Annotated in this window: 11 protein-coding genes; all 11 read left to right on the forward strand. The window is 42.4% G+C overall.

Going from position 1 to position 13,494, the window contains the following annotated elements:
- Window positions 1-5: 5 nt before the first annotated feature.
- The 11 genes from MN199_RS05540 to MN199_RS05590 all read left to right on the forward strand — a co-directional run bounded on the left by MN199_RS05540 (window position 6) and on the right by MN199_RS05590 (window position 13,280).
- Window positions 6-1,601, forward strand: a complete 1,596-nt coding sequence (locus MN199_RS05540) for a dihydrolipoyllysine-residue acetyltransferase (protein WP_335738696.1) — start codon at window positions 6-8, stop codon at window positions 1,599-1,601.
- A gap of 85 nt (window positions 1,602-1,686) precedes the next feature.
- Window positions 1,687-1,944, forward strand: a complete 258-nt coding sequence (locus MN199_RS05545; protein ID WP_335738697.1) for a hypothetical protein — start codon at window positions 1,687-1,689, stop codon at window positions 1,942-1,944.
- Between the two features lie 4 nt (window positions 1,945-1,948).
- Window positions 1,949-3,778 (forward strand): protein kinase domain-containing protein, encoded by a 1,830-nt coding sequence (locus tag MN199_RS05550; RefSeq protein ID WP_335738698.1) that lies wholly within the window; start codon window positions 1,949-1,951, stop codon window positions 3,776-3,778.
- A gap of 140 nt (window positions 3,779-3,918) precedes the next feature.
- Window positions 3,919-4,392, forward strand: a complete 474-nt coding sequence (locus MN199_RS05555; RefSeq protein WP_132583268.1) for a GAF domain-containing protein — start codon at window positions 3,919-3,921, stop codon at window positions 4,390-4,392.
- Window positions 4,389-4,697, forward strand: coding sequence for a hypothetical protein (locus tag MN199_RS05560; RefSeq protein ID WP_132583270.1), 309 nt, complete (start codon window positions 4,389-4,391; stop codon window positions 4,695-4,697). Before MN199_RS05555 ends, MN199_RS05560 begins: the two co-directional genes overlap by 4 nt.
- Window positions 4,684-5,400 (forward strand): RNA chaperone ProQ, encoded by a 717-nt coding sequence (gene proQ, locus MN199_RS05565; protein ID WP_335738699.1) that lies wholly within the window; start codon window positions 4,684-4,686, stop codon window positions 5,398-5,400. The genes MN199_RS05560 and proQ overlap by 14 nt, the downstream gene beginning before the upstream one ends.
- A 17-nt stretch (window positions 5,401-5,417) precedes the next feature.
- Window positions 5,418-7,442 carry a carboxy terminal-processing peptidase gene (gene prc, locus MN199_RS05570; protein ID WP_335738700.1) on the forward strand — a complete coding sequence of 675 codons (2,025 nt, stop codon included), beginning with the start codon at window positions 5,418-5,420 and terminating at the stop codon, window positions 7,440-7,442.
- Between the two features lie 82 nt (window positions 7,443-7,524).
- A complete protein-coding gene (locus MN199_RS05575; RefSeq protein WP_335738701.1) occupies window positions 7,525-8,856 on the forward strand; it encodes a sodium-dependent transporter in 1,332 nt (443 codons plus the stop codon).
- Between the two features lie 75 nt (window positions 8,857-8,931).
- Window positions 8,932-10,401 carry a Na+/H+ antiporter NhaC gene (gene nhaC, locus MN199_RS05580; RefSeq protein ID WP_335738702.1) on the forward strand — a complete coding sequence of 490 codons (1,470 nt, stop codon included), beginning with the start codon at window positions 8,932-8,934 and terminating at the stop codon, window positions 10,399-10,401.
- Window positions 10,402-10,470: 69 nt separating this feature from the next.
- A complete protein-coding gene (gene pepN / locus MN199_RS05585) occupies window positions 10,471-13,059 on the forward strand; it encodes an aminopeptidase N (protein ID WP_335738703.1) in 2,589 nt (862 codons plus the stop codon).
- Complete coding sequence (locus MN199_RS05590) at window positions 13,059-13,280, forward strand: DUF2835 family protein (RefSeq protein WP_132583280.1); 222 nt, start codon at window positions 13,059-13,061, stop codon at window positions 13,278-13,280. The genes pepN and MN199_RS05590 overlap by 1 nt, the downstream gene beginning before the upstream one ends.
- Window positions 13,281-13,494 lie beyond the last annotated feature (214 nt).

The raw sequence follows: 13,494 nt of genomic DNA on the forward strand, positions 1-13,494 counted from the left end.
CAGCAATGAAAAAAGATTTTATTCTGCCTGATATTGGTGAAGGCATTGTTGAGTGTGAACTGGTTGAATGGTTAGTCGCTGAAGGCGATATCATTAAAGAAGACCAACCCGTTTGTGATGTAATGACTGACAAAGCTTTGGTACAAATACCGGCGGTACATGATGGCATCGTGTCGAAGTTGTATTATGCCAAAGGCGATATTGCCAAGGTACACGCGCCTTTATTTGAAATGCAAATTGCCTCTGATGATCACGTGGTGTCTGCCCCAGCGGCAGCCGTTATGTCGCCTGCAGCCGTGGTAACTAATAGCGTTGCGCCAGCAGCATCAGTAATGGGTAGCGAAGACTTTATTTTGCCAGATATTGGTGAAGGTATTGTTGAGTGCGAATTGGTTGAATGGTTAGTTGCTGAAGGTGATGACATCGTCGAAGACCAACCGGTCTGTGATGTGATGACCGACAAAGCATTGGTACAAATTCCGGCTAAGTATTCAGGCAAGGTAACGCGCTTGTATTATGCCAAGGGTGAAATAGCCAAAGTACATGCACCTTTATTTGCCATGCAGCATGCCGGCATTGCCGCTGCTACCCCTGTAGTGGCTGCAGCTACTGCCGTGGTTCAGCAAGCGAATGTTCCGCTGCAGGCCAAAGCCAATGTTCAAGCTGCTAACGTGCAAGCTAAAGTAACCAATGCTAAAGCACTGGCCAGTCCAGCAGTGCGTCGTTTAGCTCGAGAGCTTAACATTGATTTAAATACTGTACCTGGTAGTGGCGAAAAAGGCCGAGTATACAAAGATGATGTACGCGCCTTTGCTAACGGTAATAGCCAAGCTACTGCGGCTACGACAATAGCATCGGCCCCGAGTGCGGCTAATAACACCTCAGTAGCGCCAGCAGCTAATCGCGTTGAGCCAATTAAGGGTATTAAAGCGATAATGGCGCGGCAAATGACCGAGTCAGTATCAACTATTCCGCATTTTACCTATTGCGAAGAAATTGATTTAACCGAGCTCATCGCGCTGCGTAGTAGCTTAAAAGATGGCTATGCCAAACAGGGAATAAAATTAACCATGATGCCGTTTTTTATTAAAACGCTGTCATTGGCTATTAAGCAATTCCCGATTATGAACTCTCAGGTTAGCGCTGATTGTACTGAACTTACTTATATGACTGATCATAACGTTGGTATTGCGGTTGACTCTAAAGTCGGCTTGTTAGTACCTAACATTAAAGGTTGTCAGCATAAGTCGGTTATTCAAATTGCCGAAGAATTAGGTCAGCTTACTGACAAGGCCCGAGAAGGTCGCGTAAGCCCTGCTGATTTAAAAGGCGGTACTATTAGTATCTCTAATATTGGTGCGCTTGGCGGTACGGTAGCTACGCCAATTATCAATAAACCTGAAGTAGCCATAGTCGCCTTAGGTAAGGTACAAACCTTGCCGCGCTTTAATAGCAAGGGTGAAGTAGAAGCACGGCAAATTATGATGATTAGCTGGTCTGGTGATCATCGGGTTATTGATGGTGGCACCATTGCGCGCTTTACTAACCTGTGGAAACAATACTTAGAGCAGCCAGCAAGCATGCTAGTCGAAATGGCTTAACAGGCGTTATTAGCCCTTGGCAGCGTAGTTGCTTTCTGATAAAACCCACTGATGCCAGTGGGTTTTTTGTATTTAAGGGATGCTAATGAACGAGTTTGAAGATTTAAAGGTATTATTTCAGGCCAGCAGCCCACTAATTATTATTGAAAGTTACGAAGAGCCACGGGCGTTGCTACTAATAAAACGCCTTGCCGCTAACTTAATGCGGCCAGTATTTAAGTGGACCATTACCGAAGGCTTGTTGCGCTTAGATAGTGAACACGCCGCCCAAGTATTTAATGCCGATCCTACCAATGTGTTAGCGCAAATAAAAGCCACGCGGCAGCGCTGTGTAAAGGCTTAAATAGATGCAATATAAAAGTCAGTTACGTAATTTTTATATACCCGAAGAGCAATCTATTTATTTGCTTAATGCCAACGATGCGAAAAAACTAAAAGATTGGGTAGCCTTGTGTATCTCTGAGCTACAAAAACTAGGTTATAAACACATTTCTTTGTTAGGTAAGGGCGCTTATGGCTTCGCCTTTTGTGGTTTAGATACTACTGGTGAAGAGTGCGTATTTAAATTCTCACGTATTAACTTACCGCAACATATTCAAGAACGTTTGGCCGATGAAGCCTACATGCTGTCACAGGTTAAGCACGTTAATGTGCCAAGCTATATCACTTATCAGGTAGTAAAAAAACAAGGCATCTTGATGATGCAACGCGGTAAGGGTATCGACTTAGAGCAATTTAGTTTAAAGCATGGGCGTATTAGCGCACGTTTGCTTATTGATATTGCTTGTCAGCTAGCCGATGTACTACTTGCACTACGTAACTATCGTAAAGATGGAGAGCCACAACCGATAGTACATGGCGATATAAAGCCTTCTAATTTAGTGTTTGATCAACCAAGTGGTTTACTTAGCGTTATTGATTGGGGCTCATCAGTTTTTGCCCAGTTAGACCAGCATGGCCAGTATTTGTCTAATAATGTAATGCAACTAATGTCTGCCGATTTACAAATATCGAATGCGCGTATGGGCGATGTGTATTTTATTGGCCGTGAACAACGCCTAGGTGCGTTGTCTAGCCCACGCTTCGACGAGCAAGGCGTAGCTGGCACCTTATACGCGCTAGCATCCGGCCAGTCGTGTCGCTTTGGCCATAATGCGATACCTGCACGCAGCTTAGGCTTACCGGTAGAATTTGCGACCTTATTAGACAGTATGCTGTCTGACGATGTGCAATTACGTAACCAGGCCGGCGATTATTTTTTACAGCAGATGCCAAGATTAAAACGTTTGGTTTTGCCCGAGGTAAGCTTATTTGACGATACGCCACTGCTGCCGGTTTGGGTTAGTCCGCAGGTTCGTGAACTGGATACGGTGGTATACTCGTCACGTAAATCCTTTTTACGCGAGCATAGTGAACAAGATGGTATTGCCTATATCGATGATGCGCAGCTTGAACGTTATTATAAAAATTATTTAGAAGGTATGGGCGAAACTGAAAAAGCCTTTGTTGCTGCAGTAAGCCGATTAGCTAAATATCCGGTAGTGGGGGGCTTAGTTATAAACTGGCAGGTTGATGGGATTTATATCGATTCGAGTTTAAATTTATATAATGAAAGTTTAACCGAGTCGTTTGCGCTATCCGTTAATAATGTAATAACGTTAGCTCGCGCTATTGCTAAAATCGGTATCTTTAAGGCATGCTTATTTAACGCCCGTAATACCATACATATTAGTCGTGACAGCCGTGACGTCGCTTTTATTCCTGCAGCTGATGCCGTAATACCTTATCAAATCTCACCAATACTCAGTACGGACAATGCCAGTCGGCAGCATTCTTATTTTGAAGACGGTAAAGATCCTGATGAGCAGCTAACATTGCCGGTCTCAATTATGGATGATATTGCTCGGCTTAACCTAATTCGACACACCGGTTGCATTATTTTTGAAGTTAGTAGTTTGTATATGAAGGTACATAGTTATTTTCGTTTGCTCGATCCTGAAGCTGAACCAGAGTTTGCCCAGTTGCTAAAAAGCATAGTCACCAAAATTGCTTTAATAAACGATGTAGGCGTTGGCGGCTATATGAAACTACCGTACAAAGATACCCGATTTTTTAGCCATCAAGCGCAACAGCCCGTATGTTACTTTCCGGCTAATCCGCATAAAAGTAACGAATGATTGTACAAATCTCGAGCGAATAAACGCAGTCACCGATTAAAAGTGACACTGAGTCGAAATCTTTGCTGAGAAGAGGTTTAATTTCTTAGGTAAACCGAGTAATGTACGGGTTTTGAGTTATAAACAGAATACTGCATTTCATGTCTAACGATAAAACAGCGTCATACAAACTGCTAAATCAGCAAGCTCAAGCCATTATAGAGCAGGAACCTGATCTTATTGCCAATATGGCAAACCTCAGTGCTTTATTGTTTAACCAGCTACCAGACTTAAATTGGGCCGGATTCTATATCCTACGCGGTGATGAGTTGGTGCTTGGACCATTTCAGGGCCAAGTAGCTTGTGTGCGTATACCTGTAGGTAAAGGTGTCTGCGGTACGGCAGTGGCTACAGGTCAGGTGCAACTGGTTAAAGATGTACACGAGTTCGAAGGCCACATAGCCTGCGACAGTGCCAGCAACTCTGAAATTGTGCTACCACTTCGACATAACGGTAACATTATTGGCGTATTAGATATTGATAGTCCTTATATTGCTCGTTTTGACTTAGATGATCAGCATGGACTTGAGCAATTTGTTTCTGTGTTTGAACAGCATCTGGCGAAAACGCTATGAAAGATGCTATTTCTTTGCATGACTATTTGTTTGATGTTGCTGACATTGGCGATTGGGAAGGCGAAGAAGAACTAGTAACAGATAAGATTAACGAGGTATATCACGCAGTTTGGCGAGCATTGCCCGACGATATTAGCGTGGCGCAGGTTGATTTTTTACTACCAGGGATCTGGGATCAGCTGCGCGGTGGTACCATACTGCTAGAAACAGATGAATACGAACTAATTGATTGGGCGTTGGCATATGTTCGCCAACAGCTGGAAGAAGGTATACCTGAAATGGATACCGCAGATGATGAAGAGTGAAGCGTTAATGACCACCCCAACCGAACAAAATGTAAAAATTAGCAATGTTAAAGAAGTACTAGCGTATCTTGCGCAGCAGTTTCCAGCATGCTTTAGTTTAACTGGCGAAGCTAAACCATTGAAAATTGGTATTTTTCAAGACTTAGCACAAAAGTTACAAGATGATGCAACCGTTAGTAAAACGCAACTACGCCAAGCTTTACGAGTGTATACCTCAAGCTGGCGCTATCTAGAGTCAACTAAAGAGGGCGTAGCCCGTGTTGATTTAGACGGTGCAACTGGCGAGCTAATTGATGCCTCTCAGGCTGAACACGCCAATAAAGTGTTAGACGAAAGCAAAGCTCGCGCGGCAGAAAAACGTAAGGCCAAAATAGCGGAAGCCAAAGCTAAACAAGCTACGGTGGCAGCGCCAGAAAAACCTGCTTACAAAAAAACTGCGAACAAAAAGCCCGCTACAGCCTCTAACCAAACCAAGGTTAGCCCTACATCAGTGAAACCTGTAGTAGATGTACCGGCTAAACCAGCGGTAACGTTAGAGCGTATAACAGCAGAGCACATTGTGGTTGGTGGTAAAGTATTACTTAAGCTAGGGCAAAACCCAATGCTTGCAACCGTACTTGAAGTTAACAAAGACGATGTGACTGTGCAGCTAGGCTCTGGTATGGTGATCAAAACCCGTCAGGACAGCTTGTATTTAGCCTGACCAACTCTGAGACGCTTATGAAAAAATTATCAGTACTTGCAACCGCGATTCTTGTCGCTTTTAGTATCAATGCCTCTCCCGAATCGAAAACTGAGCCGCTTGTACTGCCTTCAATTACTCAAGATGCACAGCATGCTACTGCGAGTAAAAGGATCACTGCATTATTTACCCGCGGGCATTATACCGACGTACAACTTAATGATGAGTTGTCGTCTAAAATGTTTGATACGTATTTAAAAAATCTTGATTACTACCGCAATGTACTGACTAAAGCTGATGTTGACGCCTTCGAGCAATACCGCGATAAATTTGATGATGCAATTAACAAAGGCAATCTTAATTTTGCTTTTGATATGTTTAATTTAGCGCTAAAGCGACGCTTTGAGCGTTTTGATTATGCTTTACAATTATTAGATAAAGGCTTCGATTTTACTACTGATGATCAGTACGTGTATGACCGTGAAAAAGCTAATTGGCCAGTCAACGAAACTGAACTTAACGAAATATGGCGTCAGCGTGTTAAATTTGATGCCTTAAATTTAAAGTTAGCCGGCAAGAGTGCCGAAGACATTCAGCAAATTTTGGTTAAACGTTACCGTAATAGCCAAAAACGTTTAACGCAAAGTGAAAGCGAAGATGTCTTTCAACTAATAATGAATTCGTTTGCTCGAAGCATTGAAGCCCATACCTCGTATTTGTCACCAAGAAATGCTGACCGTTTTCAACAAGAAATGAACTTGTCGCTTGAGGGTATTGGCGCCGTGTTACGTGCTGATGAAGACTACACTGTTATTCAGAGTTTGGTGCCAGGTGGCCCTGCCGATTTAACTCAGAAGCTCAAACCTAAAGATAAGATTATTGGTGTTGCCCAAGATAAAACCGAGTTTGTTGATGTTATTGGTTGGCGCTTAGACGATGTTGTTGATCTGATTAAAGGTCCTAAGGGTAGTACGGTAAGGTTGCAGGTAGTTAGTGCTAACGAAATTGGTACTAGCCACGCGCAAGTCATCAGTATTGTCCGCGATAAAATTCGTTTAGAAGACCGAGCGGCAAAAGCAGAAGTGTTTAAGCCTCAGCTATCAGAATTACAGCAAAAAATTGGTGTTATTAGCATTCCTGGTTTTTACAATAACTTGTCTGAAGATGTAAAAAAACTACTGGTAGAGCTTAAAGAAAGCGCGGTGGAAGGCATTATTATTGATCTGCGTGGTAACGGTGGTGGTTCATTACAAGAGGCGACCTTACTTACCGGATTATTTATTGATCGCGGGCCTGTAGTACAAATTCGTGAAGGTGATGGCAAAGTATCGGTATCGCAAGATAACGATGGTGTTAGCTATTACGACGGTACTCTTACCGTAATGGTTGACCGTTATAGTGCATCTGCCTCAGAAATTTTTGCTGCAGCAATGCAAGATTATGGCCGCGCACTAATCGTTGGCGAGCAAACCTTTGGTAAGGGTACGGTGCAACAACATCGTGGTTTAGGTCGAATTTATGACATGTTCGATCATCCGCTAGGTAGTGTGCAATATACCATTGCTAAGTTTTACCGTATTAATGGTGGCAGTACTCAACATAAAGGCGTGATCCCTGATATTCAATTTCCTACCGCAATTGACCCAGCTGAATGGGGAGAAAGCAAAGAGGAATATGCATTGCCTTGGGATTCAATAAACGCAGCACGATACGAAAGCTTGTCTGATCTTAGCGCCATCATTCCTACCCTAAGAGAAAAGCATCAAGCGCGTATTAATGCCGAAGCTGAATTTCAGTATCTGCTAGAAGATATTGCTGAGTACAAACAGCAAGCGGATGATAAAACCCTTTCGTTAAAAGAAGCAGAACGCGTTGCCGAGCGTGATAAAACGAAAGCTAAGCAATTGGCACGAGTCAATATTCGCTTAAAACGTTTTGGCTTGCCTGAGGTGGCGTCGTTAGACGATGTACCAGAGAAACTAGAGAAAATTGATCCGTTTTTAGAAGAAGCGGCAAATATCACCGCTGATTTTAAACAGATTAATCGTTTGGCAAAAAAATAGTACATAGCATTTAAAGTTCGAAGCAGGGCGGTATTATTACCGCCTTTGTTAATATAAATTATAATAATTATAAAGGTTTAGTATGAGCGCACGTGGTGAATTCTCTTCGAGAATTGGCTTTGTCCTTGCTGCATCAGGGTCAGCAGTAGGGCTTGGAAATATTTGGGGATTTCCAGCGCAGGTTGCCAGCAATGGTGGTGCTGCTTTTGTTTTAATGTATTTAATTTTAGCATTTTTGCTGGCTTATCCCGTATTAATGGCTGAGTTCCTTATAGGTAGAGCAACCAAGTCAAACGTGGTAGATGCACTAGGGCAGGTGACTAAAAGCAATTTAGGCCGGGCAGTAGGCATGTGGGGTATTGCCACTGTATCTCTTATTTTGGCATTTTACGGTATTGTTGGCGGTTGGATGCTTGCCTATGCACTGCAAGCGTTAGCCAATTTACTTGGTCTAGAGCAGCTAGCGCAGTGGTTAGTTGCCTCTTCATTAGCTCGTGATATCGTTTTTTGTGCACTATTTATGTTACTAACGGTGGGAATAGTTAGTGGTGGTGTCGTTAAAGGTATCGAACGTTGGTCAGTACGCTTAATGCCTGCGTTGTTTATTATTATGTTGCTGTTGTTTGGTTATGTAATGACCCAAGCCGGTGCAATGGACGGTTTGAAAGTTTACTTACTGCCTAATTTTTCCGATATCCTTAATCCTAATTTACTTATCAGCGCCATGGGCCAAGCGTTTTTCTCAATGTCTTTAGGCGTGGGTACTATGCTGATTTACGGCTCTTATGTTAGCCATAAAGAAAACTTACCTAAACTTGGTGCCGCGGTATCACTTATTGATATAGGTGTCGCCGTGCTTGCAGGGTTACTAATTATTCCTGCAATGTACGTAGCGCTTCATAATGGCGTACAAATTTTTGGTGAAGACGGCAAGTTATTGGCCGAAGACACGCTGATTTTTGCGGTATTACCCTCATTATTTAATACTATGGGCTTGGCCGGAATATTTGTTGCGCTGGCATTTTTTCTTTTAATGTCAATTGCTTCGCTAACATCGTCTATTTCAATGTTAGAAGTTCCGGTATCTTATGTCGTTGAAAAACAAAAAGTAACTCGGCATAAAGCGGTTTGGTTAATTGCGGCGATTATCTTTGCTATTAGCGTGGTGATCATTTTCAATTTTGCTAGCTTGTTTGGTTTTGTTATCGCGTTAACTACGCGTTATAGCCAACCTTTGCTCGGTTTAATGTTATGCATTTTTGCTGGCTGGATCTGGCATCGCAACGAAATTTTACGTGAACTGCAAAAAAATGACGCGAAAGCTGAGCATTCGATGTTCTGGCGAATTTGGCCGTGGTATGTCAAGTTTGTCTGCCCAGTAGTAATACTCGTGATGTTTTATCGTTCACTGTGATCGTGAATTTATTTTCCTATAACAAGAAAAAATTGAAAGGCGCTATTAGTGCCTTTTCTAAATCGGAGTAACACAATGTCTGACAAACAGCCCAGTTTTCTGGATGCTTCTATTCCACTTATCACACTGATCGTTTTATTGTCGGCGTCTGTGTATCTATTTGGTGATAACTCTTCTTACGGTCCGAACCAAGTTGCTTTATTTATGGCCACAGCCGTCGCTGTCGCCATTGGTTTAAAAAATGGCTACCGTTGGTCGATTATTGAAAAAGCCATGGTAAAGGGTATTTCTATATCACTAGGCGCGGTACTTATTTTGTTATCGGTTGGCGCATTAATAGGTACTTGGATGTTATCCGGTACTGTACCAACCTTAATTTACTACGGCTTGCAGCTTATTAGCCCTAGTTGGTTCTATGCAGCTAGCTGTTTGTTATGTGGCATTGTGGCTATGAGCATTGGTAGTTCTTGGACTACCGCAGCAACCATTGGTGTTGCTTTAATTGGTGTGGCTCAAGGTCTAGGTTTGTCACCGGCGATTACGGCCGGTGCTATTGTATCGGGCGCTTATTTTGGCGATAAAATTTCACCACTAAGTGAAACCACGAACTTGGCACCAGCAGTAGCCGGTGCTGATTTGTTTGATCATATTCGACATATGCTGTGGACGACCATACCAAGCTATGCTCTTGCTTTAGTTCTATTTACTATTATTGGTTTTCATACTGATATTACTTCAGATTTTGCGCGAATTAATGAAATTAGTAACGTGCTACAAGAAAACTTTTCGATTAGCTTTGTCGCTTTAATTCCGCTATTTGTTTTGCTTATAATGGCTGTGAAAAAGGTCCCTGCTTTTCCGACAGTTTTTATTGGCGCCATGTTAGGTGCGGTATGGGCCGTATTTTTTCAGCAAGATTTAATGGCGCGTCTGGTAGAAAAAGATCTGGCCTATGCGCTGGGCTCACTTAAGTTAATATGGCACATATTACACGCAGGGTTTGCTATAGAAACGGGCAACGCTAGCTTAAATTCATTGCTTAGCGGTGGTGGCATGTCCAGTATGCTTAATACTATTTGGTTAGTGTTTTGCGCTATGATGTTTGGTGCAACCATTGAAAAAATTGGTTTACTACGTAAGTTTGTATCGTCAATTTTGTATTTTGCTAAAAGCACGGGGTCGTTAATTACCAGCACTATCGTTACCTGTTTTATTACTAACGTACTAACCGCTGATCAGTATATGTCAATTGTAATGCCGGGAAGAATGTTTAAAGAAGAGTACGAGCGTCGTAACTTGGCACCAGTTAATCTGTCTCGTACCTTAGAAGATGGCGGCACTATTACTAGCCCGCTAATACCATGGAATACTTGTGGTGCTTATATGCACAGTGTATTGCAAGTAAGCCCGCTAGATTACGCAATGTACGCCTTCTTTAACTTAATAAACCCTGTGTTAGCGATAATTTATGCTTACTGTGGTATTAAAATTCTTAAACTTAGCCCGCCTGATTCCGTGATCAGTGAAGTGGCAGCAAAAGCCTAAAAAGAAGCCTGACTTGTTCAGGCTTTTTTATCAGTATATTTATAGTAGTTAAACTATTAGGACCGCATTATGGCGCAAAACAGCAGTAGCAGAGTGGCAAAACATCGGCTTGATTATCAACCGCCAAGCTTTTTAATTTCAAAGGTAGCCTTGCGTTTTGAGCTGGATAAAACAGCTACTAAAGTAACATCTGTTATGCAGTTAGAGCGTCAAATTAGCGGCGCAGCATTAAAACTAGATGGTCAAGATTTAACACTATTAAGTGTCGCGATAAACGGTGTTGAATTAACCACTAGCCAGTATCAGCAGGATGAAGCTAGCCTTACTTTAGTAAGTGTGCCTGATCGCTTTGAGTTGACGGTAGTTACCCAGATAGCGCCAGTGGACAATACGGCGCTGGAAGGCCTATACATGGCTGGCGATACCTATAGTACGCAATGCGAAGCCGAAGGCTTTCGTCGGATCAGTTATTTTTTAGACCGTCCTGATGTTTTGGCTGAGTATGAAGTAACCATTCAAGCGGATGCTAAACAATACCCCTATTTATTATCTAATGGCAATAAGGTAAGTGAGCACATTGATGCTAAGGGCATGCGCATTAGCAAATGGCATGATCCATACCCTAAACCCAGTTATTTATTTGCCGTAGTCGCCGGTGATTTTGACGTATTAACCGATACCTTTACTACACGTTCAGGTCGTGAAGTAAGCTTGCAACTCTTTGTTGATAAAGGCTATACCAGTAAAGGCGAGTTTGCCGTAGCCTCATTAAAACGAGCAATGCTATGGGATGAACAGCGTTTTAATCTTGAGTATGATTTAGATATTTATATGGTGGTCGCGGTCGACTTTTTTAATATGGGCGCAATGGAAAACAAAGGCCTGAACATTTTCAATAGTAAGTATGTATTAGCGGATGCTAGCACCGCAACTGATCGTGATTATTTTAATATTGAATCAATTATAGGCCATGAATATTTTCATAACTGGACGGGTAATCGCGTAACGTGCAGAGATTGGTTTCAGCTGAGCTTAAAAGAAGGCTTAACGGTATTTCGCGATCAAGAATTTAGCGCAGATATGGCATCGGCTACGCTATGCCGAATTGATGCGGTAAAAATGATCCGTACTGCACAATTTGCTGAAGACGCTAGCCCAATGGCACATCCTATTCGGCCCGATTCCGTAATAGAGATGAATAACTTTTATACCGTCACTGTTTATGACAAAGGCGCCGAAGTTATTCGTATGTTACAAACATTGTTAGGCAAAGAGCGGTTTAATGCGGGTTTAGCGCTGTACTTAAAACGTTTTGATGGGCAAGCAGCAACTTGTGATGATTTTTTAAGTGCGATGCAACAGGCCAGTGGCCGCGATTTAACGCAGTTTTCGCTATGGTATAGCCAGTCTGGTACACCAGAGTTAACGGTTAGCGAATCTTATAACACGCAATCTGGACAACTAAGTTTGACGGTGCAGCAACATACGCCAAGCACGGCCGATCAATCGGAAAAACAGCCCTTACTTATACCGATAAACATTGAGTTGCTATTGGCTAACGATGTTAAACAAACGCATTTGTTGCAGTTAACTGAACCAACACAACAGTTTGTATTTGATGGTATAACTAGCCAGCCCGTTGTAGTTTGGTTGGCACACTTTTCTGCGCCGGTGAAGTTGATTCAACAAGCTGAAGATACAACGTTATTACACATTGCCGCACAGGCTTCAGATGGCGTAGCGCGCTGGGATGCCATGCAGCAATTTTGGAGTAGAAAAGTACAGCAAGTTATTAACGGTGCCGATGCGGTTTTAGTTCTGCCTGAATTGCTATTTACTACTATGCAGCAGTGGCTAAGCCAATCAGGGCCTGATTTGGCCTTAACTGCTGAGCTTTTAACCCTACCTGATTTTGATACCTTAGCTGAGCAATACAGTGTGATTCCAGTTGACGCCATTTTAACGGCGTTACAACAGTTTAAACAACATCTTGCGACTAGGCTACAGGCAGACTTTAACGCCTGTTATCAAAGCATTACCCAAACAAGGTACCAGTATAACGAAGCGTCAGTTGGTCAACGTAGCCTAAAGGCGATATGCTTAAGTTATCTTGCGGTAAATACCGCTGCCCACGCTGAGCTACTTAAAACCCATTATCACCAAGCTGATAATATGACCGATAAAATGTCTGCGCTAGTTGCCAGCCAGCAACACTGTCCTGAGTTGTTCAATGCGCTTGTTAGTGATTTTGCTAATAGCTGGCAGCATGATGCGTTGGTTATGGATAAGGTATTTTCACTTGTCGGCTCTGAACCATCAGAGCGGGTATTTACTGGTATAGAAAAAATGCTAACGCACCCTGTATTTAGCTGGAAAAACCCGAATCGGGTTAGGGCGCTATTTTCGGCATTTTGTTTACGTAACCCACAACAGTTTCATCGAATAGATGGCAAAGGTTATCAATTAATTAAGCAAACCGTGGCAAAGCTAGATCTAATAAACCCACAGATAGCAGCGCGGCTAATAACCCCCTTACTAAGTTGGCGGCGATTCGATAATGAACGTCAACAATTGATGCGCAGTGCCCTGCAATCGCTGGCATCTGAGCAGACATTAAGTAATGATGTATTTGAAAAGGTTAACCGAAGCTTGAACTAATGCACCGTTATTTTTTTAATGCCATGCTGAGCGCAGAACAATGCTATGGTTATTATCGTGGTGACATACGCAACATTATTGTTACTGCTGATGATGGCATGCGCATTCAGCTAAATTTTCGCCATTTTCAGCGTTTTATCGAGTCAAACGGCATCAAAGGCCGGTTTCGTCTAACGCTAGATCAGCAGGGTGGTTTTATTAGCTTAGAGAAAATTAGTTAGAGCTTATACTTTAAACGCATGGTTAAAATAATTACTTGCTTAAAGTACTGGTTTGACCTTTAATTTCATAGGCTTATATAAAAACGTATTGGCTCGTAAATAGCCGATTAAACCACAACAGCTAATATTAGTGTGAAAGATAAACAGAAATATCAAAAACTGAATACAAATCAACAGATTTACGCTCGAGCAGGCCTTGCTTGCTGCTTGAAAT

The organism is Rheinheimera metallidurans, from assembly GCF_036983985.1.
Lineage (GTDB): Bacteria > Pseudomonadota > Gammaproteobacteria > Enterobacterales > Alteromonadaceae > Alishewanella > Alishewanella metallidurans.

Excerpts from the sequence above, each read along its gene's own strand:
- MN199_RS05540 (WP_335738696.1), top strand. The coding sequence starts at position 6 with ATGAAAAAAGATTTTATTCTGCCTGATATTGGTGAAGGCATTGTTGAG.
- MN199_RS05550 (WP_335738698.1), top strand. The coding sequence starts at position 1,949 with ATGCAATATAAAAGTCAGTTACGTAATTTTTATATACCCGAAGAGCAA.
- nhaC (WP_335738702.1), top strand. The coding sequence starts at position 8,932 with ATGTCTGACAAACAGCCCAGTTTTCTGGATGCTTCTATTCCACTTATC.
- pepN (WP_335738703.1), top strand. The coding sequence starts at position 10,471 with ATGGCGCAAAACAGCAGTAGCAGAGTGGCAAAACATCGGCTTGATTAT.
- MN199_RS05575 (WP_335738701.1), top strand. The coding sequence starts at position 7,525 with ATGAGCGCACGTGGTGAATTCTCTTCGAGAATTGGCTTTGTCCTTGCT.
- proQ (WP_335738699.1), top strand. The coding sequence starts at position 4,684 with ATGATGAAGAGTGAAGCGTTAATGACCACCCCAACCGAACAAAATGTA.
- prc (WP_335738700.1), top strand. The coding sequence starts at position 5,418 with ATGAAAAAATTATCAGTACTTGCAACCGCGATTCTTGTCGCTTTTAGT.
- MN199_RS05555 (WP_132583268.1), top strand. The coding sequence starts at position 3,919 with ATGTCTAACGATAAAACAGCGTCATACAAACTGCTAAATCAGCAAGCT.
- MN199_RS05590 (WP_132583280.1), top strand. The coding sequence starts at position 13,059 with ATGCACCGTTATTTTTTTAATGCCATGCTGAGCGCAGAACAATGCTAT.
- MN199_RS05545 (WP_335738697.1), top strand. The coding sequence starts at position 1,687 with ATGAACGAGTTTGAAGATTTAAAGGTATTATTTCAGGCCAGCAGCCCA.
- MN199_RS05560 (WP_132583270.1), top strand. The coding sequence starts at position 4,389 with ATGAAAGATGCTATTTCTTTGCATGACTATTTGTTTGATGTTGCTGAC.